Annotated in this window: 18 protein-coding genes and 2 tRNA genes; 8 read left to right on the plus strand and 12 right to left on the minus strand. The window is 51.8% G+C overall.

Going from position 1 to position 22,677, the window contains the following annotated elements; translation table 11 throughout:
- Positions 1-189 precede the first annotated feature (189 nt).
- Entirely contained in the window at positions 190-1,263 is a 1,074-nt protein-coding gene (locus ACS5NO_RS29900; RefSeq protein ID WP_439418530.1) for a FecR family protein, read from the minus strand.
- Positions 1,264-1,356: 93 nt separating this feature from the next.
- On the minus strand, positions 1,357-1,920 hold the full coding sequence (locus tag ACS5NO_RS29905; protein ID WP_439418531.1) for an RNA polymerase sigma factor: 564 nt from the start codon (positions 1,918-1,920) through the stop codon (positions 1,357-1,359).
- Between the two features lie 578 nt (positions 1,921-2,498).
- Here ACS5NO_RS29905 and katG point away from each other — a divergent pair.
- Positions 2,499-4,772 carry a catalase/peroxidase HPI gene (gene katG, locus ACS5NO_RS29910; RefSeq protein ID WP_439418532.1) on the plus strand — a complete coding sequence of 758 codons (2,274 nt, stop codon included), beginning with the start codon at positions 2,499-2,501 and terminating at the stop codon, positions 4,770-4,772.
- A 205-nt stretch (positions 4,773-4,977) separates the two neighbouring features.
- Here katG and ACS5NO_RS29915 read toward each other — a convergent pair.
- The 3 genes from ACS5NO_RS29915 to ACS5NO_RS29925 all read right to left on the minus strand — a co-directional run bounded on the left by ACS5NO_RS29915 (position 4,978) and on the right by ACS5NO_RS29925 (position 6,182).
- Positions 4,978-5,063 (minus strand) — tRNA-Leu (locus ACS5NO_RS29915).
- 49 nt (positions 5,064-5,112) lie between these two features.
- Positions 5,113-5,185: transfer RNA gene (locus ACS5NO_RS29920), tRNA-Gly, on the minus strand.
- Between the two features lie 118 nt (positions 5,186-5,303).
- A complete protein-coding gene (locus tag ACS5NO_RS29925) occupies positions 5,304-6,182 on the minus strand; it encodes a UbiA family prenyltransferase (protein ID WP_439418533.1) in 879 nt (292 codons plus the stop codon).
- A 113-nt stretch (positions 6,183-6,295) separates the two neighbouring features.
- Between ACS5NO_RS29925 and ACS5NO_RS29930 the strand changes: the two genes are divergently transcribed.
- Entirely contained in the window at positions 6,296-7,465 is a 1,170-nt protein-coding gene (locus tag ACS5NO_RS29930) for a type III polyketide synthase (RefSeq protein WP_439418534.1), read from the plus strand.
- On the opposite strand, the gene ACS5NO_RS29935 is transcribed toward ACS5NO_RS29930, so the two are convergent.
- Positions 7,440-8,180, minus strand: coding sequence for a glycosyltransferase family 2 protein (locus ACS5NO_RS29935; RefSeq protein WP_439418535.1), 741 nt, complete (start codon positions 8,178-8,180; stop codon positions 7,440-7,442). The two genes, ACS5NO_RS29930 and ACS5NO_RS29935, sit on opposite strands and share 26 nt — an antisense overlap.
- 190 nt (positions 8,181-8,370) lie before the next feature.
- On the opposite strand from ACS5NO_RS29935, the gene ACS5NO_RS29940 reads away from it, so the two are divergent.
- A complete protein-coding gene (locus ACS5NO_RS29940) occupies positions 8,371-9,444 on the plus strand; it encodes a TerC/Alx family metal homeostasis membrane protein (RefSeq protein ID WP_439418536.1) in 1,074 nt (357 codons plus the stop codon).
- 44 nt (positions 9,445-9,488) lie between these two features.
- Here ACS5NO_RS29940 and ACS5NO_RS29945 read toward each other — a convergent pair whose 3' ends face one another.
- Complete coding sequence (locus ACS5NO_RS29945; protein ID WP_439418537.1) at positions 9,489-9,833, minus strand: hypothetical protein; 345 nt, start codon at positions 9,831-9,833, stop codon at positions 9,489-9,491.
- 422 nt (positions 9,834-10,255) lie between these two features.
- Between ACS5NO_RS29945 and ACS5NO_RS29950 the strand changes: the two genes are divergently transcribed.
- The gene (locus ACS5NO_RS29950) at positions 10,256-14,401 is read left to right on the plus strand and encodes an AAA domain-containing protein (RefSeq protein WP_439418538.1); all 4,146 of its coding nucleotides are present in this window, start codon (positions 10,256-10,258) and stop codon (positions 14,399-14,401) included.
- Here ACS5NO_RS29950 and ACS5NO_RS29955 read toward each other — a convergent pair.
- Complete coding sequence (locus tag ACS5NO_RS29955) at positions 14,370-15,689, minus strand: APC family permease (protein ID WP_439418599.1); 1,320 nt, start codon at positions 15,687-15,689, stop codon at positions 14,370-14,372. The two genes, ACS5NO_RS29950 and ACS5NO_RS29955, sit on opposite strands and share 32 nt — an antisense overlap.
- A 135-nt stretch (positions 15,690-15,824) precedes the next feature.
- Positions 15,825-16,733: a LysR family transcriptional regulator gene (locus ACS5NO_RS29960; RefSeq protein WP_439418539.1), complete on the minus strand. Its 909-nt coding sequence runs from the start codon at positions 16,731-16,733 to the stop codon at positions 15,825-15,827.
- Between the two features lie 95 nt (positions 16,734-16,828).
- Here ACS5NO_RS29960 and ACS5NO_RS29965 point away from each other — a divergent pair, with 95 nt between their 5' ends.
- Complete coding sequence (locus ACS5NO_RS29965; protein WP_439418540.1) at positions 16,829-17,230, plus strand: T9SS type A sorting domain-containing protein; 402 nt, start codon at positions 16,829-16,831, stop codon at positions 17,228-17,230.
- 81 nt (positions 17,231-17,311) lie between these two features.
- On the opposite strand, the gene ACS5NO_RS29970 is transcribed toward ACS5NO_RS29965, so the two are convergent.
- The 3 genes from ACS5NO_RS29970 to ACS5NO_RS29980 form a co-directional block, all read right to left on the minus strand.
- Positions 17,312-18,352, minus strand: coding sequence for a PDDEXK nuclease domain-containing protein (locus ACS5NO_RS29970; protein ID WP_439418541.1), 1,041 nt, complete (start codon positions 18,350-18,352; stop codon positions 17,312-17,314).
- Between the two features lie 132 nt (positions 18,353-18,484).
- Positions 18,485-19,366 carry a hydroxypyruvate isomerase family protein gene (locus ACS5NO_RS29975; protein ID WP_150878876.1) on the minus strand — a complete coding sequence of 294 codons (882 nt, stop codon included), beginning with the start codon at positions 19,364-19,366 and terminating at the stop codon, positions 18,485-18,487.
- Between the two features lie 94 nt (positions 19,367-19,460).
- A complete protein-coding gene (locus tag ACS5NO_RS29980) occupies positions 19,461-20,174 on the minus strand; it encodes a 3-keto-disaccharide hydrolase (RefSeq protein WP_439418542.1) in 714 nt (237 codons plus the stop codon).
- Positions 20,175-20,349: 175 nt separating this feature from the next.
- Between ACS5NO_RS29980 and ACS5NO_RS29985 the strand changes: the two genes are divergently transcribed.
- The 3 genes from ACS5NO_RS29985 to ACS5NO_RS29995 are packed head-to-tail and all read left to right on the plus strand — an operon-like array spanning position 20,350 to position 22,645.
- Positions 20,350-20,904, plus strand: coding sequence for a GNAT family N-acetyltransferase (locus ACS5NO_RS29985; RefSeq protein ID WP_439418543.1), 555 nt, complete (start codon positions 20,350-20,352; stop codon positions 20,902-20,904).
- Complete coding sequence (locus tag ACS5NO_RS29990) at positions 20,901-21,833, plus strand: hypothetical protein (protein WP_439418544.1); 933 nt, start codon at positions 20,901-20,903, stop codon at positions 21,831-21,833. The genes ACS5NO_RS29985 and ACS5NO_RS29990 overlap by 4 nt, the downstream gene beginning before the upstream one ends.
- A complete protein-coding gene (locus ACS5NO_RS29995) occupies positions 21,830-22,645 on the plus strand; it encodes an AraC family transcriptional regulator (RefSeq protein WP_439418545.1) in 816 nt (271 codons plus the stop codon). Before ACS5NO_RS29990 ends, ACS5NO_RS29995 begins: the two co-directional genes overlap by 4 nt.
- Positions 22,646-22,677: the final 32 nt, after the last annotated feature.

The raw sequence follows: 22,677 nt of genomic DNA on the forward strand, positions 1-22,677 counted from the left end.
TTGTTCTTCAATTAGTTAGGAATGGCAAAAGTGTTCCCGACCCCTCACCTAAAGGGATAATGTGTGGTGGAACGCACATGATTTGGGAAGCGTACAGGCGATGGTGTTGGAAGCACTATCGCCTATTTCTGGCAGGAAAGAGATGGGTTTCTAGTTCATGTTACCTGGCTTTGGTTAAGAGTTAAAAAATCAATTACAACCCTGGCTGTGAATGACCACCTGATTGTCTACCAGTTCAAAGGTAGAAGCCGTCGTTAAGCAGATGAGCCGGACTTTTTCAAGGAAAGGCACATCATTGAGTTGTCCGGTAAAGGTGCAGTTTTTCAGCAGGCTCCGGTCATAGTGAATGGGCATGTGGTAACTCGCTTCCAACTGGTCAAAGATCTCCGTAACGGGCGTGTAATTGAACGCAAATGGTTGAGCCAGCGGGGCAGATGGCGGTTCTTTCTCCAAAAAGTGTTCGTGCCTGACCAGTTTCTCCGCACTGGCATTTAGCCGAAGTTCTTCGTTTACCGTCAGCAGGACGGTTTTGCCCGGCGATTTAACGGAAGAAACCGCAACTTTACCCGTTTTCACTTTGACAAACGCCGTGGACTCCTTCTCAAAAGACCGTACCTGAAAACAGGTTCCCAGCACTTTGGTCGTTAGGTTGGAGGTATAAACGATGAACGGTTTCGCCGGATTTTTGGCCACTTCAAAAAAGCCTTCACCTTGAAGATACACTTCCCGAACCGACGGATGCGACTGTTTGCGAAACCGGATCTGGCTGTCGGGCGACAGCAGAACCGAGGAATTATCAGGCAACACAACCACCAGCGACTGGTCCGTACCATTCTTCACCAGTTTCCAGTCATCCCCGCGCGTCGGCTGTTCTTCCTGCCTGCCAATCATACGGCCTGTCTGGAAGACGGGTTGATCCAATTGCCACCAGACCAGCAAAATCACCACGGCCGCTGCGGTTGCCCAGGGCCCCCAGCGTCCGCGAAAGAGCGGTTTGATAGCCGGGGAAGCGTCCGGCAATTGATCCAGAATTTCGTCGGCTTTCTCTTTCGCCTGTTTCCGCGAAGGCACAGCGGTTTTGCCCTGAATGGCCAGAAAAGTAGCTACGGCCTGCTCGTAGAGTTCCCGTTTATCCGGATTCTGAGCCAGCCACACCCGCCAAAAAGCCTGATCTTCCGGGCGTTTTTCCAGCATCCAGCGCCGGAAAGCGTCGCTTTCCAGGAAATCCTCAACGGTCGAAAAACGTTCGAAAGGAAAGTGCATTGGTACTATTCGGCTGTTTTTATTGATAGTATGAAGACTTGGCGCGCTGATACCCTCCTCAAAGCGAATTTTTTTGAGAAAAAATACAAAATCTCACGGCCATAGCTGGACAAACCACCGATTGCGAAGTTTGCCGAGTGCTTTTTGCAAAAAATTGGAGACCGATTGCCGGTTTACGTGCATCACTTCGGCAATCTCGGGGATGGATAAATTCTCGTAATATCGCAGATACAGGGCCTCCCGTTCACGGGCGGGTAAGGTAGCCAGTTGATCCTGAATGGTCTTTGTCATACCAGCCAGTGATTCCTGACGAATCAGTAAGGTTTCGGAATCTACTTCGTCAATTCCGGAGTTGTCCCAATCCAACTCTTCGAATTTCCAGCGTTTTTGGACCCGTAAATACTGAAGGATGTGGTTCCGGAGGGCCTTTAACAGATAATGCCTGATACAGCCCGTCTCATTGATCTGTAAGCGGTTTTGCCAGAGTTGCAGAAAAAGCTCCTGAATACAGTCTTCAACCACGGATTCATCCACCATAAATTTCAGCCCATAGTGTTTCAGCGCGCCATAATAGCACTCGACCAACCGGCCCAAGGCCTGTTTTTCTCCCTCACGAAAGGATTGCCATAACGCTTGATCCTGGGCTTGAGAAGTCATGGAGCTTACTGGAATAAAGACTGATAAAGCAAAAAACGGGTTAGCTGAATCGTACTGTGGCGACCTCACCCGTATCACGTGTCAAATTTCCCACAGGAGATTTCCAGTCGATCCGGGCACTCCGGTAAATCATCCGATGGTGAGCAGCCCCATCCTGTTGAAGCGGAAAATTTAGCATGAGTAAAAGGTGTCGTACGAACGCAATTTAATAACTGTAAAGTTGACGTTTATTTTTTAATTGTCAATAAGACAATTAATGTTTTTGAAAAAAAATTTTCTTATTGGCACGAATAATAGAATTATACCAAGTTTTCCCTGGTGGCTATGCAACGAATTGGGAATACCGTTCAACCGGCAGCAGCAGGCTGGTGATGCATTTCGTCCTCCATTTTGCCGTAAAAAAATCCTCACCTCCGCTAGCTGCTTCTCTAGAATCGACAGGACAAATGCCGTAATAGATTTTACCTATGTAAATATAGAATTTATCGATTGGTATTATTTCTCCCAATAACATAATTTTATCCCGCTGCACCCAATCCGGTGCAGGCATCTATCGATTTAACACAGAATGTATCGAAATGGAAAAAGGATCAAACGACATCAGCAAGTGCCCGGTTCACAATGGCAGTCTGAAACACAACGTGGGCGGTGGTGGCACACGAAACCGTGATTGGTGGCCCAACCAGTTGAAGCTCAACATCCTGCGTCAGCACTCGTCCTTATCCGACCCGATGGGTGAAGATTTCAACTACGCCGAAGCCTTCAAAAGTCTCGACCTGGAAGCCGTAAAAAGCGACCTTCACGCCCTCATGACCGATTCACAGGACTGGTGGCCGGCCGACTTCGGACACTATGGCCCTTTGTTCATCCGCATGGCCTGGCACAGCGCCGGAACCTACCGCGTGGGCGATGGCCGGGGTGGTGCCGGTGCCGGACAACAACGTTTTGCTCCATTGAATAGCTGGCCCGACAACGTGAGCCTCGATAAAGCGCGCCGGTTGCTTTGGCCCATCAAACAGAAATATGGCCGCAGCCTTTCCTGGGCCGATTTGATGATTCTTACCGGTAATGTGGCCCTCGAATCGATGGGTTTCAAAACCTTTGGCTTTGCCGGTGGACGGGCCGATGTCTGGGAGCCGGATGAAGACGTCTACTGGGGTGCCGAAACCACCTGGCTGGGCAACGACCACCGCTACGCCGATGGTTCGCCCGGGGTTGCAGACCATGGTGTCGTTTCATCGGACGAAGATCCGGGGCGCAACATTCATTCCCGCAACCTGGAAAAACCGCTCGGTGCCGCCCACATGGGCCTGATCTACGTCAATCCGGAAGGTCCCGATGGCAATCCGGATCCCGTAGCGGCCGCAAGAGACATTCGCGAAACCTTTGGCCGCATGGCCATGAATGACGAAGAAACCGTTGCGCTGATCGCCGGCGGGCACAGCTTCGGTAAAACCCACGGCGCTGCCACTTCCGAGCACGTAGGCAAAGAGCCGGAAGCTGCCGATCTGGAATCACAGGGATTTGGCTGGAGCAACAGCTATGGTTCCGGCAAAGGGGCCGACACGATTACCAGCGGGCTGGAAGTCATCTGGACGAAAACGCCGACCCAGTGGAGCAATAATTTCTTTGAAAACCTGCTGGGCTTTGAATGGGAATTGACGAAAAGCCCCGGTGGTGCGCACCAATGGGTGGCAAAAGACGCCGGGAGCATTATCCCCGATGCGTATGATCCCTCCAAAAAGCATGCACCAACCATGCTGACGACCGACCTCGCACTGAAGTTCGATCCGGCTTACGAAAAAATCTCCCGTCGGTTTCTGGAAAATCCCGACGCCTTTGCCGATGCTTTTGCCCGGGCGTGGTTCAAATTGACGCACCGCGATATGGGCCCCCGCGCCCGGTATTTGGGTCCTGATGTTCCGGCCGAAGTATTGATCTGGCAAGACCCCATCCCGGCGGTGGATCATGCCCTGATCGACGAAAATGACATAGCGGCTTTGAAAGCGAATATATTAGCCTCCGGTCTGAGCGTTTCGGAACTGGTTTCCACCGCCTGGGCTTCGGCTTCTACCTTCCGGGGGTCCGACAAACGCGGAGGTGCCAATGGCGCCCGCATTCGTCTGGCTCCCCAAAAAGACTGGAAAGTCAATAACCCCGTGCAGTTGCAAAAAGTGCTGGGCATTCTGGAAAGCATTCAGCAGGAATTTAACGGGATACAGTCGGACGGCAAAAAAGTTTCACTGGCCGATCTGATCGTGCTGGCGGGTTGTGCGGGCGTTGAAAAGGCAGCGAACGATGCCGGACACCCCATCAGCGTTCCTTTCACCGCGGGTCGTATGGACGCTTCGCAGGAACAAACCGACGTCGAATCGGTGGGGTATCTGGAACCGATTGCGGACGGTTTCCGCAACTATAGGACATCGAAATTCTCGGCTTCTACGGAAGAGTTGCTGATCGACAAGGCGCAATTGCTCACCCTGACGGCTCCAGAGTTAACCGTACTGGTGGGCGGGATGCGGGTCCTGAACACCAATTTCGACGGTTCCAAAAACGGTGTGTTTACGCAGTCTCCGGGCAAGCTTACCACCGATTTCTTTGTGAACCTGCTCGACATGAACACCGCCTGGAAAGCCATTTCCGAAGACCGGGAATTGTATTTGGGCAGCGATCGGAGTAGCGGTCAACCCAAATGGACTGCCACCCGTGCCGATCTGGTGTTTGGCTCCAACTCCGAACTGAGAGCCATCGCCGAAGTGTACGGCAGCGCCGATGCGCAGGGCAAATTTGTCCGGGACTTTGTGGCGGCCTGGAATAAAGTGATGAACCTGGACCGGTTTGATCTAGCCTGATCACCGATTGCCCGACTGTCCTGAAAGGGCCGTCTCAGATGATCTGAGATGGCCCTTTCTCTGTTTTTACGGGTCCGCTTGCCCGTGTCAAAGGAGTCGGGGTTATGTTTCCGTATGGCGGAGGCATTGTTGATTATGTCGCAGGGGAAAATCAAAAATGCCTTATAAGATAGCTTAGTGGAAGCAACTTATAAGGCATTCAACGTACCGGGAGCGGGAATCGAACCCGCACGAACATTACTGCTCACAGGATTTTAAGTCCTGCGCGTCTACCTATTCCGCCATCCCGGCGTGGTAGCAACCACATTCTACAAAAAAAGCACCGCGGTGGGTGCTTTTGAGCGAAAGACGGGGTTCGAACCCGCGACCTCGACCTTGGCAAGGTCGCGCTCTACCAGCTGAGCTACTTTCGCGTTCTATGCCAGAACGTTGGCGTTTTGTGGATGCAAATATAAGGGGTCTGCGCCGTTTGGCAAGTACTTTCCCGAAAAAAAATTAGCATGATCGTCAATAACGCCACTTAGATTCTGATTATGAATCGGTTAAAACCAACAAAAAAAGAAAGAAAACATTCAACCCCGTGCCCGCCAGCAGCGTCATCGTCATCGCCGACCGAAAATCAGCCTGCCGTTCGTCCCGAAAAACCCGGTTAGCCCAGAATAAAAAATACAATACCCCCGGCAACAAACAGACGGGCAACAGCCAGAATACCGTCTCGCCCCGGAAATAGGCGTAAAAACCGGCCAGCGACAGCGTAAACCAGATCAGCGTATTCAGAAAGGTACCGCGAACCCCCAGCAAACGGCTCATGGTCAAATCGCCCCGACGACCATCTTCCTCGTGCTGATACACCTGCGTGATCGGGTAAATGGCCAGCAGATTCAGCGTACAGAGGAGAGCCGCCAGCAGGGGCCGGAAGGTTAGCAGGTCAAAAACCGGTAGTGCATCGATGGCTTGCAGGGACATCAGGTAGGTAAAACCGCCCTGAAACAACCCGATCACGAGCCAACTGGCAATGGGGTACTTTTTTAAGCGAATAATTGGATGACTATACGCCTTGGAAATCAATCCGTAAATGAGTAAATAGACCACGAATGGCCACCCGATCCAGAAGCCAATCACCAACGCCAGCAGGTCCAGCGCCCAGGCGACGTAAAACAGGGTTTTATCGACCGGCGGGGGCGTTTCCAGAATACCGATACTGCCTTCGTCTTTGTCGAAATAACTGTTGTAGGCATTGCTGGCCGGATAGAGCAGGAGGTGAATAACCGCCCCGATCACGGCCACCCGCCCCCAATCCAGCGTACCCTGACGAAGACTTTCCGACTGACTCAGCGCAAAGAGAAAAACCGGCAACAGGAAAAACGAAAACGGCACCCGCAAATGGAGCCAGACGGTCCGAAAGGTCATACCAGGAGAGGAAGGATAGAGGGTACAGATTTCATCATGCAAAGTCTAACATTCAAGTGAACCTTTGGTTATAGAAAAGTCCGGATCGCTCCGGCAACCCTGAATAGGACTAAATGGATAGCTACATTACCGCCATCGGCACGGCCGTTCCGGCATACGGCTTCTCGCAGTTGCAAATTGCTTCGTTTATGGCGCAGGCTCTCCAGCTCGATGAACACAACCGGCGAAAATTACAGGCCCTGTACCGGCTGACCCGCATCGACCAGCGGCATTCGGTGCTACCCGACTACGGTGCTTCGCCGGGTGAATATACATTTTTTCCGAATACGCCTGATCTTGAACCGTTTCCGACCGTCGGAACCCGGATGGAATTGTACCGCAACGAAGCCCTCCCGCTGGCGGTGGCCGCTATTCAGGATTTATATTGCGACGAAAAACGAACCGTTCAGCCCACGCACCTGATCACGGTGAGTTGCACGGGCATGTATGCGCCGGGGCTGGACATCGACCTGATCGAAGCCCTCGGGCTGCCCACCACCACGCAACGCACCGCCATCAACTTTATGGGTTGCTACGGTGCTTTCAACGCGCTGAAAACCGCCGACGCCTTCGTCCGCGCTGATCCGTCGGCCTGCGTGCTGATCGTTTGCCTGGAATTGTGTACCATTCATTTTCAGAAGAAAACTGACGAAGATCATCTGCTGTCCAACGCCCTCTTCGCCGACGGAGCCGCTGCGGTGTTGGTGGAAGGTCGACCCAACCGGGAAAAACCGGCTCCCTCCTTCCGGATGCGGACCTTCTTCTGCGATTTGTTGCCCGATGGAAAAAACGACATGGGCTGGATCATCAACGACCACGGTTTTGAAATGACGCTGACGTCGGACGTGCCGACGGTGATCCGGCAGGGCATCGGCCAGGCGCTTTCCCGCCTACTGGAACGCAGTGGACTGGCCATTGAAGACATCACGCAGTATGCCCTGCACCCCGGCGGACGCAAAATTCTGGAAGTGATTGAGCAGCAGTTGGGCATCGAACCGCACGAAAACCGCTTTGCCTACGAGGTGCTGCGAAAGTACGGCAACATGTCGTCGGCCACGGTTCTGTTTGTGCTGAAAGAAATCCGGAACCACCTGCGCCCGGAGTCGGGGGCGGGCAACATCCTGAGTTGCGCTTTTGGGCCGGGACTGACCCTGGAGTCGATGATTCTGGAAATTATACCGGCGGTTTTGCCGGTCACCAATCAGGCCGTGCCCGAATCTACTGCAATACCTTCCAACGCATAAGCCCCCAGCGGTGCAGCCGGTAGCGCATCGACACTGCCAAAACGCCCAAACCGTAGATGCTGCTTCGCCGGAAATTGATCGACGATGCTTCCTCGAAGTATTTCGTCGGGCAGGTCACCTCGGCAATTTCGAAGCCTTTGTGAAAGATCTGGGCGATCATTTCATTATCAAAAATGAAATCGTCGGAGTTGTGCGTAAAATCCAGACTGCGCAGCACTTCGCCCGAAAACGCCCGGTAACCGGTATGGTATTCCGACAGTTTCTGGTTCATCAGCACATTTTGCGTCAGTGTCAGGAAGCGGTTGGCCACGTATTTATACAGCGGCATTCCCCCTTTCAACGCCCCCTTGCCCAGAATCCGGGAGCCAAACACCACCGGATACAAATCGTTGCCAATCAGGCTGACCATCGCCACAATCAGCTTGGGCGTATACTGATAATCAGGGTGTAGCATCACAACAATGTCGGCCTTCAGTTCCATCGCCTTGCGGTAGCAGGATTTCTGATTGCCGCCGTAGCCTTTGTTTTTTTCGTGCCGGATCACATACCGGATGCCCAGGCGCTTTGCTTCATCGACGGTATTGTCCGGGCTGGCGTCATCGACCAGAATGACCTCATCAACGATATCGAACGGGATTTCACGGTAGGTACGTTCCAGCGTCAGGGCGGCCCGGTAGGCCGGTAATACTACTACGACTTTCTTATCATGATACATATTTGCAAAAATAAGGAATCAACCGAAATCATAACCTGTTACTTAATAGAGCTATATTGCAATCAGTTTCACAATTCAATTTGTTTGGTTCTACAACTCTCCGATCTTCCGGCGAATTTTGTGCCAAAATCCAATTAAACAGTTCTATTTAAACACTCGTTATACGCTAAATTTCATTGTTTTTCGACTCATGAGTTACGAAACCATATTTTTCATCTGCTTTGCGCTCTTCGTTCTGTTGGTAATGGCCTTCGATTTGGGGGCATTTACGAAGCAGAAAAGCCATATTGTCAGTTTTAAAGAAGCCGGTACCTGGAGTGCGGTTTGGGTGGCGTTGTCGATTGGCTTCTACTTTTTCATTAAAAATTTCGGGTACCTCGTTCACGGCATTACCGACATGGCGCGGCTGGAAGAAGTCCGCAGCCTGTACGCCGATCACCTCAAATTGATTCCGGGCAATTTCGAGCAGAGTCTGGCCATTTTCCAGAATAACATGGCGCTGGAATACATCACCGGCTATCTGGTCGAGTATTCCCTGTCGGCCGATAATATTTTCGTCTTCATCATGATTTTCGCGTCGTTCGGCGTACGTCAGAAGTTCTACAAAAAGATTCTGGTCTGGGGCATTCTGGGGGCCATCATTCTGCGGTTTATCTTCATTTTCGTCGGCTCGGCCCTTTTACAGCGGTTCGAATGGATCATCTACATTTTTGGGGCTTTCCTGGTCTACACCGGGATTAAACTCTTCTTCGAAAAGGACGAAGATCAGCAGATGGAACCGAAAAACCACCCGGTCGTGAAGCTGACCGCCAAATACCTGAATGTCTACCGCCGGAACGTCATCGACCACTTTTTTGTCCGCCGGAAATCCGACCGCAAGCTATTTGTGACGCCCCTGTTCATTGTCGTCATCGTGGTTGCTTTCACCGATCTGGTGTTTGCCGTCGACTCGATTCCGGCCATTTTCTCGATTACCAAAGACCCCTACATCGTCTTTTTCTCCAACGTTTTTGCCATCATGGGGCTGCGGTCGATGTTCTTCTTCCTCTCCAGCATCATGAGTCAGTTCCGTTTCCTGAAAACCGGTCTGGCGGCCCTGCTGACATTTATCGGATTGAAAATGATCTTCCACAGTTGGCTTGAAGATCACGGTTTTGAGACGGTTTACTCGCTCTATGTCATTCTGACCATTCTGAGCGTTAGTATTCTGGCCTCCTGGCTGATTCCGGAAAAAAAGAAGGAACCGGAGGAAGTCCAGGTCTAGGTTTCGAGCAAATTTTCAGGAAGATTTCGACCCGATGAGAAGGTTCACAACCGGATCAATGACTGATTGGTCCGGTTGCCATTGAATTGGGAATCCGACGGGCAGCCGGACAACTCGGTTTTAGCGCGGGTTTTCAGGTAAGTAACAACCTGATTCCGCAGCTTCAGGAATAACCAGGATTTAAATTCCGGGTCAGACTGGGGCTCTGATCCGTTGTCCCGAAGCTCGCTGAAAACGGCACAAACCATCTTCTCGGCTTCCGCCTTGTTTTTAATCAGGGACTCGCAAAATTTGAGGGAAGCCGGTCGATACTGTACATAGAGAGCCTCGTCGGCCTTCGGCGACCGCCGGATCATTCCACCAGACATATGCTTATGAGTCGAAGCCATTGCGTTATCGGTGCGTCTACACGTCAAAAAGACCCATTTTTAGGGACGTTAAATGAATTTAAGCGTACAGTATCTGTGATAACAAATGCTACTTATATAACTATATTGCAATATTATACTAATATTTTATTGTTTTAGTATACATTTATAGCCATTTGATGTACGATTTTACCACAATGAAGCACCGGAGAATACCTGACGAATCAGGGCGAACCTCAACCCTGATCATTCAAGCCGGGCAACCCTTTTGAGGCCCCTGTGTTTTTACGGCTTTTTGGGTAGTTTTGTGGGGGCAGCGGGGAGAAAGGTGCTTCGTTTTTTTTGCACGATCAGGTGCATTCACTCTTCGTTGGCGTTTTCATTCGCGCCCTATTTTTTGACAGTTTCCCGGACAAAACACGGATTCAAATCCGTGGGTACGTATGCTATCCCCGACGGTTCTTAAAGCTTACCTCAAACGCCTGACCAACCTCAGCAGCCGCAACCGGTCGCTGCTGCTGACCAGCCTGCCCGCCGAGCAGTTTCTGGATCTGCACGAGCTTGATTTTCTGGACAACAAACCGTCGTTCGATCTCGTCCGCCAGTTAATCGCGCGTCGTCCGGCCATCCCGCTCTGCGATGTGATGGACAGCCGGCTGGAAAAAGGCAATGAGGTCAGTAAAAAACTCCGAAAAATTGCCCGGACCGACCGGTTCATCGAAGAAGAACGCGGTTCGGAAGATTTGTACGTGGGATATCCCTTTGTGCGCGGCAAGCTGGCCGACGGAACGGTGATTCACGGGCCGCTGGTTTTCTTTCCGGTTCACCTCGAATCCCAGGGCAATAAATGGATGCTCGTTCGCCGGGCGGATGAGTCCATCATGCTCAACCGCAGTTTTCTGATGGCCTATGCCTACTACAACCAGTTCATTCTGCCCGATGCGGTTTTGGAACATACGCTGGATGAGTACGACAAAGACGCTACGGTTTTTCGCACCCAGCTCTACGAGTGGCTGAAAGCCAGTCCACTGGAAATCAATTTCAATCAGAATCTTTTTACGGATCAACTCCAGTGGTTCGATCCGGTCAAGAAAACCGATCTGGATAAACTGGAGCGCAACGGCGAATTAAAGCTGTATCCCGAAGCCGTGCTGGGCATTTTTCCGCAGGCGGGTTCGTATCTGGTCCCGGATTATGAGGTGTTGCTGGAAGGCGAAGCCGTGCAGTTTCTGCAAACGGACGAGCTGCCGGAGCCGCCCTCCGAAGCGTCGATGGCCGGTTTGCTCCCCGATTTCAATACGTCTCAGAAACCGGTTTCCGTCCGGGAAGAAACCCTGCACACGCCCCTGGCCCTCGACGCGTCGCAGGAGGAGGCCATCCGGCGCATCAAAGCCGGGGAGTCGATGGTGGTGCAGGGCCCTCCGGGAACCGGCAAGTCGCAGTTGATTGGAAATTTGATGGCCGATTTTGCCGCACAGGGCAAGCGGGTTTTGCTGGTTTGTCAGAAACGGGCGGCTTTGGACGTGGTCTATGAACGACTGCGTCAGGTCGGTATGCAGCCCTTTTCGGCCCTGATTCACGATTTCAAGAACGACCGCAAGGCACTTTACGACCAGATCGCCGGTCAGATTGAGCGGGTGGAAGAATACCGCAAACAGAATTACGGCCTGGATGCGATTTTGCTCGAACGCAATTTCGATCAGGAAAGCCGCCGGATCGATCAAACATTGGCCGAATTACAAGCCTTCAAAGAAGCCCTATTCGACGAAACAGAAGCGGGAATTTCCGTCAAACAGTTGTACCTGAGCAGCGATCCCACTGCCGAAACCATTCCACTTGCCGATGTGTATACCCAGTTTCGGCCCGATTCGGTGGCTGGTTTTGTAGAAAAACTCCGGGAATACGGCGCTTACCTAACCCGGCTGGGTCCCCATCATCCGTGGGCCAACCGGATTTCCTTCGCTCCCTTCTCGTTTGGCCAGCTCCCGGCACTCAAAAAACTGCTGAGAGAGTTCCCAGTTTTCGTTAAAACCGTAACCGAACAGGCGCAAACGCTCGCCCATCACACTTTTTCGCTCGCCGACTGGGAAACCGTGCAGGAGGACGAATGGGAAACCACCGCCTTGCTGACCTTGCTGAATGCCGACCCTTCGGCCCCACGCTGGCAGTGGGTTCGGCGATTGCAACAACAGCCCGGCCATCCGCTGTTCCGGATAGAACCGGAGGGACTGGAACGACTGGAAACCGAGTTAACAGACTGCCTGAGCGGAACCGGCATCGAAAAAAGCCTCCCGGTGACCGACCTGCCCAACATGGCCCAGCGGTTGCAGGAAGCGATTCAAAGCCATTCGTCGTTCGTCGGACGTACAGTTTGGGGCTGGTTCAGCAAGGACAAAACCGGGTTACAGCAACTCGCAGCCGCCAACGGCTTGGCCCTTTCCGACGAAACGCTGCCGGTTTTGCTCGAAAAAGTACAGCGTCGAATCCGTTTTGAGATCCTTCGTCAGCAAATCGAAAAGAATGTCGATCAGGACGTTACCGCCGAAAATGCCGTTCTGACCGTTCGTCTGGCCCGCCAGGCGCTCGAAGCGATCCGGCGACTGAACGCCATTTCCTGGTTGAATGCCCTGCCCGAATCCCGGCTGGAAACCGTCGGTGTTTTTTCAAAAACCGTAGCGCAATTGCTGGAAACCGGTCGTGGTGTGGCGGCTCAACGCAGCCGGTGGCAATTGTTTTTGAGCGAATCGCAAATCCAAAGATTATGGCAGGAACCGGCCCAAACCGATGCGCTGATTCGCACCCTCGAACAAGACATCGACCTGCTGATTGAAACCGATCGTCTGACCGAAAACTTCACGGTTGCGGAACGGGAAATTGTGCAACGGCTGGGCGATACGGGAACGGTTAGGCTCTTTTTAAATAGTCTGCACCTGGCCTGGATTGAACATCTTGAAGGTATCTACCCCATTCTTCGTGGTGTTTCTTCTTTAAAAATCAGCCAGTTAGAAACCGCTTTGCAGGAGAGTGTCCGGAAAAAGCAGACGCTGAGCCGCCAGATTTTGCTGGTTAAACTTCGTGAAAAGGCCTACCAGAATCTGGCTTTCAACCGCCTGAACAACCTCGTTACGTACCGGGAATTGAGCCATCAGGTGACCAAAAAACGCAACATCTGGCCGGTTCGGAAACTGATGGAGCAGCACTCGGATGAAGTTTTTCAACTGGTTCCGTGCTGGATGGCATCGCCGGAATCGGTTTCGGCCATTTTTCCGATGAAACCGGGGCTTTTCGATCTGGTGATTTTCGATGAAGCGTCGCAGTGTTTTGCCGAAAACGGCATTCCGGCGATGTACCGCGCCAGGCAGGTGGTCATCACCGGCGACAGCAAGCAGCTTCAACCGAGCGATTTGTACCGCATCCGGTTTGAAACCGAACCCGGCGAAGAAACGCCCGCTGCGCTGGAAGTGGAATCATTGCTCGATCTGGCCACGCATTATTTTCCGCAAACGCAGTTGCGCGGCCACTACCGCAGTCGCTCGATTGATCTGATTGATTTCTCAAACCGCCTTTTTTATAAGAATTCGCTGCACCTGCTCCCCGATTTCCACCAGCTCAACCGCCGGGAGCCTGCCATCCGGTATTCGAACGTGAAAGGAATCTGGGAAAATAACACCAACGAAACCGAAGCCCGCGCCGTGGTTGCCCTGATCGATCAACTGGCGAACGAGTTACCGGGGCGTTCCATCGGCGTGGTGACGTTCAACTTCCAGCAACAGCAGTTGATTCAGGAGTTGCTGGAGGAACACGCGCTGGCTGGGCTGGGCGCGCTGGCTGTTCCAGATTTGCAATCGCCGGACGACCCCGCTGGAATTTCATCTGTTTCGGATCGTCGGGCGACCCCGTTGCAAGCCGAAGTAAGTAAAAATGCGGATTTTAAATCTGCATCAACAAGCGCTGCCCCCAAATCTACATCAGCATCCCCTACTTCCACCGAACCCACTTTCGTCAAAAACATCGAAAATGTGCAGGGTGACGAGCGCGATGTGATTATTTTTTCCATTGGTTACGCGCCCGATGTTCGCGGAAAGTTATCGGCGCAATTCGGCAGTCTGAACGCCAAAGGGGGCGAAAACCGCCTGAATGTGGCCGTGACGCGGGCTAGGGAACGGATTTACGTAGTCACTAGCCTATATCCACAACAGCTTTCCGTTGAAAACACCGCCAACGAAGGGCCGAAAGTGTTGAAGCAATACCTCGAATATGCGCTCTCCGTGGCCGACGGTTCGTATGCCCCGCAACCCCGCCGAACCGACCGCGTTCCGGGTGCGCGTTTGCTGAAAGATGAGCTGAAAGACACCAAAACCGGTCTGGTGGAAGAACTGCCCTTTGCCGACCTGACCCGTAAAACCACCGATTTGTACGAAGGGCTGGTATTGACCGACGATGATTTGTACTATGAAAGCACGCTCAAAGACGCTCACGCATACACGCCGTTTGCCTTACAAATGAAAAACTGGCCATTCCAGCGGGTGTATAGCCGTGAATTCTGGCGTGGGCGGATTACGATTCCGTCGGATCCCCCAAAGGCGTAGCGGGTTGATCCACCGCCCCGAACGGCCATTGCTTGCGAATGCGGGCCGTAATCAGGAAGACGATAATCCCCAGCGCAATCACCGTCAGACCCGACAGCATAAACGTCCAGCCGGTGGAAATGAAGATGAAGGTCCAGATGGCGATGGCCAGTAAAACCGGCAACGGATAAAGCGGCATTCTGAACGGAAACGCGCTGGTTTGCTTGCGTTTGTGCAACAGCAGCAAGCCGACGGCCTGTCCGATAAACTGCACCACAATCCGCATCGCCAGAATGGCCGTGATGACGTCGGACAGGCGGAACAGCAAACTAAAACCGAAACCCAGCCCACCCAGAAACAACAGCGAGACGTATGGAAAATGCCGGGTGGGGTGCAGTTTGGCGAAGATCCGGAAAAACTGACCGTCGGCGGCAGCCGCGTAGGGAACCCGCGAATACCCCAGCAAAACCGCAAATAAGGACGAAAAGGCCACGATTAACACCATAAACGTCGCGATCGTACCCGCCTGCGAGCCGTAAAGCCGCTCGATCACGGCACTGATGATAAACTCGCTGTGCTGGGCCTCCTGCCAGGGAATGACACTGACGACGCTCCAGTTCATGGATAGATACAAAACCGCAATGCCGACCACCGAAATCAACATACTCAACGGAATGTTGCGCGACGGATTGCGGATTTCGCCCCCCAGGTGGCACACGTTGTAGTAGCCCAGGTAGCAATAAATCGTTTTCACGGATGCAATTCCCAGACCAGCACCAAACAATCCGGACAGGGATTCACCCGACGGCAACGCGAACGAAACCGTCTGCTGTCCGCCCGTCAGCCCACCCCAGATAATCCAGCCGAGTGTGGCCAGTACGCAGACCCACAGCAAGATGCTGATGCGGCCAATGGATTCGATTTTGCGGTATAACAGCATCGTAATCAGGATCACTACACCCCCGGAAACGGCTTTTCGTTCCCAGCCTTCGAGCGGGATCAGATACGAGGCATACTGCGCGAAACCGATGGCTCCCGAAGCCACCACCAGCGGGGCCTGAATCATGGTTTGCCAGACATACAGAAACGACAGCATCTTGCCCCAGCGTTGTTCACCGTAAGCGATTTTCAGAAAATTATAACTCCCCCCGGCCTGCGGATATGCGGCTCCCAGTTCGGCCCAGACCAGGGCGTCGATCAGCGAAATAACCGCTCCCAGAATCCACGCCCAGAGGAAATGCGGCCCGCCGATGATGTGAATAACCAGGGGCAGCACCACGAACGGGCCGATACCGACCATGTCGATCATATTTAAGGCCGTAGCTTGCCACAATCCCAGCCGTCGGGGCAAGGGAGTCGAATCAGTAGAAGTAGACACAATCAGGTTGAGTAAGAAATCGGTTGTCTGATAAAATAACCCGGATCGGGCAAAAACCGGCTGGCTTCAGGCCGGGCAAAGAACGGCATAACCATCAAGTTCTTTCATATACGACGCCAGTTTCTCGATGAACGCATCGGTATACGGGGCGTGTAGTTTGTTTTTCAGCGTCGCGGCATACCACGTCCGCAGGAACCGTTTCCGGGTGAGCGAGACGGCAGATAATTCGCCGGATTTCAGGTACGGTTTGACAATCCAGTTGGGCAACAGCGCCACGCCCATGCCGGCTTTCACCATTTCCAGAATGGCTTCGGTCAACGTCATTTTATAGAGCCGCTGGGGTCGGCAGTTTTTGAAGATCATCTGAAAATTGGAGCTTTCCTCTTCCGGGATGTTGTACATGACGTAATTCTGACCGGCAAATTCGTCCAGATCCACCCACTCGCGCCCCGCCCATTCGTGGTCAGGGGCTACGATCACCATGAATTCGTCCTGAAAAAGTGGTGTGTAGGTCAATTTTGGGTTTTCAGAATCTTCGAGGATCGCGACGTCAATCTTGTTTTCAAGCAGGTGCTGCTCGGCGTAGTGGGTCGCTTCGATGTCGATTTTTACATCCACTTTCGGGTAAATATCCCGGTAGGCCCGCAGAAATCCCGACAGCCAATGGTACGAAGTGTAGCATTCCGTGCAGAGCCGCACCTCACCGGACTCCTTGTCGGTCAGGCACTTCACTCTGGCTTTGGTTTCGGCCACTTCCCGCAGAATTTTCTCGGCAGCTTCCAAAACTACGGTTCCGGCATCCGTCAGCCGCATCTGCTTTTTGTCGCGGATGAACAACTGGGTATTAAAAAAGCCCTCAATTTCTTTCAACTGATGGCTCAGTGCCGACTGGGTCAGGTACAGCCGATCGGCGGCTTTGGTGAGGTTGCCGCAGGTTGCCACCTCTTTCACCATTTGCAGATGCCGGATTTCCATGATGAATAATTTTCATGATTTCGACAAAAATAATTCGTTTTGCTAATATTCCAAAACACTGCACCTTTGTCACAGAAACGAAACAACACAAACTCATGAAAACGATTGCACAACACGTACTGATGACCCTTTTAGTCGGTTTACTCGTAACGGTATCGAATGCCCAGGTAGCCGCAGCCAACGATCCAAAGGCCAGCCAGTCGGCCTTTGAAGTGAACCTGTTTCTGGGCACCCAGGAGAAGATTAATGTGATGCTGGCCGTTCGGGAGCCCCGAAAAGTGACCATCCGGTTGAAAGATGCCAACAGCACGGTTCTTTACCGGGAAGCCCTGAGCAAAACACCCGCCAGCCACTGGCGCAAATTTGATTTTGAAGGCATGAAAACCGGCGTTTACTACCTGGAAATCACCGACGGCAACCAGAAAATCGTTCGCCAGATTGAAATTGGTTCATTGCCAGCGGTGCAGTCGCAGCGGTTTATCACGTATGCGCAGTAAACAACAATTCTACTTTTATAACACCGGCTTCCTCATGCGTGGGGAAGCCGGTGTTTTGTTTATTAGCTTATGCCGAGAGTGTCAGCCAAGTAATTTTTTTAGAGCTTCCGGATCAGGCAAGACATCACGCAAATGCGCCGGTAAGTCCGAACTGAGTTGGTAGGTTGCTACGCCCATCGGATTGTGAATAGCCTGAAAAGCATACTCAACCGTCTTATCATTTTTAGCCGAGCAGAGCACAATGCCAACAGCCGGGTTTTCGCCGACCAACCGCTCCTGGTCGTTGAGTACGTTCAGGTAAAAGTTTAATTGTCCGGCATAAGCGGGTCTGAACTTCCCTTTCTTCAGTTCAATGGCAATTAAACACTTTAGGTGGCGGTTATAAAAAAGCAGGTCTACGAAAAACTCCTCGTCATCGACTAAAAGGCGATGCTGGTTTCCGATAAAGGCAAAACCTTTGCCCGCTTTGAGTATAAAATCCTTGATATTTTGTACGATGCCTTTCTCAACGACTCGTTCATCGTCGGTTTCGACGTTGATGAAATCCAGCAGATATTCGTCCTTGAAGGCTTGCAGTGCCGTATCACGCAACGTTTCGGGTAATGTCCGGGCAAAGTTGCTGCTTAATTTTTGATCGCGTTTCTGATATGCTTTGGCTTTGATTTGCCAATCGAGCATTTCGTGCGTCCATTGGTTATCAACGGCTTTTTGCATGTAAAATGCCCTTTCTGGAATATCTTTGCACCGATTTAGAAGCAGAATATGATGCGAGAAACCTAAACTGAAGAAGGCATTAATTTCTATATTTTCTAATTGGGCAGACGGCATCTGCCCAATTAGCTCGACATATTCTTCGGCAAACTGCCGCATATTTTTTAAGTTCCGATGCGAGAATCCCCGCAGCCCCGGCAGTTTTTTCTGCAAATCATCCGCAAGCTGCTCTAAAACCTTTGCGCCCCATTTCTCGGCAGCAATCTTCTCAGATAAGCGTTTTCCAACAGCATAGTAAAGCAGCAATAATTCGCGATTGACGAGCTTAGCCGCCCGGTATCGGCTTTGCAAAATCTGATGGCTGATGTCGCCCAGCAGCTTGCTGTACTGGTCTGGCATTTCGGTGTTCATAGGTAGTGGATTTTCAGGATACGGTCTTCGATACTGTACCCTAATCCTACCTAGACGCAAAAAGGCTTCCCCGGTCACAGAGAAGCCTTTCTAAATCATTTTATTCACGGATTTTAGTCCGAAACACTAAATCTACACGTCACAAATCGCAATACTCTCCCGCAACGACGTCAGCGGATCACGCTTCGGAATAAACTCCTGCGCCACAAAGCCTTTGTAGCCCGTGTCGACGATGGCCTGCATAATGGCCGGGTAATACAGCTCCTGCCCGTTGTCGATCTCGTTGCGACCCGGATTCCCGCCGGTATGGTAGTGAGCAAAATACTGGTGATCCCGCCGGATGGTGCGGATGATATCGCCCTCCATGATCTGCATATGGTAGATGTCATACAGCATCTTGAAGTTTTCGGAGCCGACCATTTTGCACAGTTCCACACCCCAGGCGGATTTGTCACACATGTAATCCTTGTGATCGACCCGGCTGTTGAGCAACTCCATCACCATCACCACGCCGTGCTTTTCGGCACTGCTCATGAGTCGTTTCAGACCCACCGCGCAGTTTTCCATCCCCTTCTGATCATCCATACCGCGTCGGTTTCCCGAAAAACAGATGACGTTTTTCAGCCCCGCTTCCTTCAGTTTCGGGAAAATGGCCTCGTAACTGGCCACCAGTTCGTCGTGCAGTTTCGGATCATTGAAACCGTCGTTGATGCCCTTCCCGGCTCCCTGCGCCATCGAGCAGGTCAGACCGTACTTTTTAACGATCGGCCATTCGTTAGGTCCCAGCAGATCGATGCCGGTCAGGCCGATTTCCTTAGCAGCCTTGGCAAAGTCCTCCAGCGGAATTTTTCCGTAGCACCATTTGCAGGCGGAGTGATTGATCCGGCCTTTCAAGGCCGGGAAAGCAGTTTTCCGGGTTTCTTCCATTTGAGCGGCTAAGGAGTCGATAACAGAAAAGGTCAGGGCAGTACCGGCCAAAGTTTTGATGGCGGAACGGCGGGAAGGAGTTTTCATAGTTTTTGATTGAGTGATTGAGTGATTAAGTGATTGAGTGAAAATTTGAGCAATCTCATTTCTTTCACTCAATCGCTCAATCACTCATTCGCAATTAGAGTTCTCTGATTCGGATATTCCGATACCATACTTTGTCGCCGTGATCCTGGAGGGCGATGTGGCCTTTGCTGAACTGGTTGAAACCCTCCCAGCCTTTGAACTTGCTTTCGCTCACCATTTTATCCCATTCCGGGCCGCTGGTGCGGTATTCAACCACTTTCTTGCCGTTCAGGTAATGCTCGACTTTTCCGTTGTTGACCACCAATTTAACCTTATTCCATTCGCCGGCTACTTTCTGGGCCGAAAAATCCGAGGGTGGCAGCATATCGTAGAGCGATCCGGAGGTCCGGTTTCCGTTTTTACCCGCCTTGGCGTCCTTATGCCGCTCGTTATCAAGCACCTGCATTTCCGGACCGGAGTTATACGTACTCTTGTATTTCGGATCTTCGTGAACCCGGTAGATGATTCCGCTGTTGCCACCTTCCGAAATCTTCCATTCCAGTTCCAGTTCGTAGTTTTCGTATTCTTTGTCCGTTACGAGATCACCCCCACCCCGGCCGGCCAACACAATGGCCCCATCTTCCACCTGCCATTTGTCAGACGCTTCCTTTTTCAGGTAGCTGTGCCAACCGGTTAATGTTTTTCCATCAAAAAGTTTGACCCATTTTCCTTTTTTGGGGCCTGATGCGTCGGTTTGAGACGAATTGACGACGTTTAAAACCAGAGCCAACAAGACCACCCGGGCCAGCGCGTTGAGCGTAATCTTCATAAAAATGTAATTTGAGTTCACGATTGGTTTGCTGTAAAGCTACAACGCAACAATATTAGAAAACCGGGACCGATGCGGCAACTTTTTTGGTAAAAAGCTTCCATAAAATGCGTTTTTTACAAGATGATAGATTTTTACACCTGAATTCACTTCAATTGCTGCCAACTTTGCAGGTATGACGACGCGAATCGAACTTGACTGCAAAAATGGCATCACACTGGCCAGCCTGAAAGCCGGGGATGCCGAAACCATTGCCCAACTGGCCAACAACCGCGCCATCTGGCTCAATTTGCGGGATTCTTTTCCGCATCCGTATTCGCTCAACGACGCGGTGTATTTCATCGAAGCCGCTCAGGACGGAGCCATGGGCCTGGTTTTAGGAATCTATCTGGACGGAAAGCTGGCGGGGGTTACCGGCGTGATTCCGCAAACGGACATTCATCAATTGTCGGGCGAAATTGGCTACTGGCTCGGCGAACCCTATTGGGGTCGGGGAATTGCAACGGTCGCCATTCGTCACCTCGTTCAGTATACGTTTGAAACCACCCGGCTGATCCGGCTTTTTGCGGGCATCATGGCCTATAACAAACCGTCGATGCGGGTGTTGGAAAAAAATGGATTTGTGCTGGATGTCATTCAGAAAGCGGCTGTCTACAAGGACGGAAAAGTCGTGGATGAATACCGGTATAGCCTCGTCAACGAGGAGAAATTAACCGCGCTGCTGTCATGACCATTGTCGAGAAAATCCTGAACCGAATCAACCGACCGGATCTGGTGCAGATTCTGGCGGACGAACTGACGCCCTCGGAACTGAATTCGCTGCTGCTGGAGGTATTCAATCGGCAAACCGGGCGACTGGCACCGACGGAATTGCTGCAAAATTACCAGAAGAACCGCTTCGTTAAACCGGCCGACACCAATTTCCTGGCTTTGCGCGGGCTGGAAACCAAGCTTTTACAGCTATTTGAAACGTTTCAGTTCAAACCCATCGAACTGTCACCGGTGGCACCTTTGGGGTCTTGCTCTGTAGTGGCCACGGCTGATCAAAAGAAAATTTTGTCGGCTTTGCGTGGCACCGAAGTGCTGGCCGACGCCACCAACGCACTCGCACTGCACGTTAGCGACTTGAAAAAAAGTGGACAATGGAAACCGGTTTTCGCCACCGATCAACTCCGGTTCAGCACCATTCAGCGGCACGTTCGGACGCCCAAAGTCGCCGTTGCGGGACATACCCAACACTTTAAAATCGGCTGTCTGGTCTCGTCGGGACGCGATACCGGCAGTTTTCAGTTTGAGCGCGAAAGTCTGGCCGAACACATCTCGGTGATGACGGCCGTTTTGCGCGACACCCTGCGGGTCGATGCGCTGCGGTTCAAACTGATTCAGCGCAACGAAGATGGACGGTTGCTGGAACAGGTAAAAGACCATATCCTGCAACTGCGACCCGACCTGATCATCGAAACCGAAACCACGCCCAATCGGGAAAACCAATATTATAAAGGACTGCAATACAAGGTATTGATTACGGTTCGCGGTCAGAACTACGAAATTGGCGACGGCGGTTTTGTCGACTGGACGCAGCAATTGTTACAAAACAAAAAAGAGCGGTTTCTGATCACCGGCCTGGGGGTCGAACTGCTGTTCCGGCTGGTGTCATGAACAAAGGACGGGTTATTTATGAAGACGAAGCTGAACCGCATTTCCGGCTGGCCTATCCCAGCCCGGCACTGACGGATTTTGTCGACTATTATTTTGAAGTAAACCAACCTGCCACCTTATCGAATCCACTGTATTTGAATGGCTTACCGAACCTTTCAAATTTACTGTGCATCAGCCTGAATCCGCAAAAATGGCTGTCGATCAACCAGAAAACCGGCGCGGTTAAAACCGGACACGGCTCCCGGTTGCTCGGAAATCTGACGGATTTGCACACGTCCATCTACCCCGCTGGCGTTCACGAATTTTACGTCAAATTCAAACCGGGAATGCTGGGTAAACTGTTTCATTTCCAGACACAGGAAATAGAAAATACCCATGCGGACATCAGTATTTTGATCCGCCCGGACGAACTGGAAGACCAATTACAAACCGCTCCCGTTTTTCACGAACGCGTCCTCCTGATGGAGACTCTGTTGCTGAAGCGAATTCAGCGGGTAGAAGTGAATTACAAGTTAAAAATCGTGCAGGCGGTTTTGCAGAAATTTGAGCCAAAAACTGAAAACCGGGATCAGCACTTGAGCAAGATCTGCCACGAATTAGGCGTTTCGTATCCTTCACTTCACCGGTATTTTAACGACACCCTCAGCTATTCGCCCAAATATTGCCAGAAACTTGTTCGGTTTAAGAACGCGCTTCAGTTGTATCAACGCTATGGAAGCCGGTATCCGTTTGAAGAGGTCGGCTACACCGATTTCTCCCATTTTTCGAAAGACGCCCGTCAGTTGACGCAGCGTTCGCCATCCGAATTATGAAAAAAAACGGCCTGCTAAGATCAGCAGGCCGT

The organism is Larkinella fluvii (genome assembly GCF_051857545.1).
Lineage (GTDB): Bacteria > Bacteroidota > Bacteroidia > Cytophagales > Spirosomataceae > Larkinella.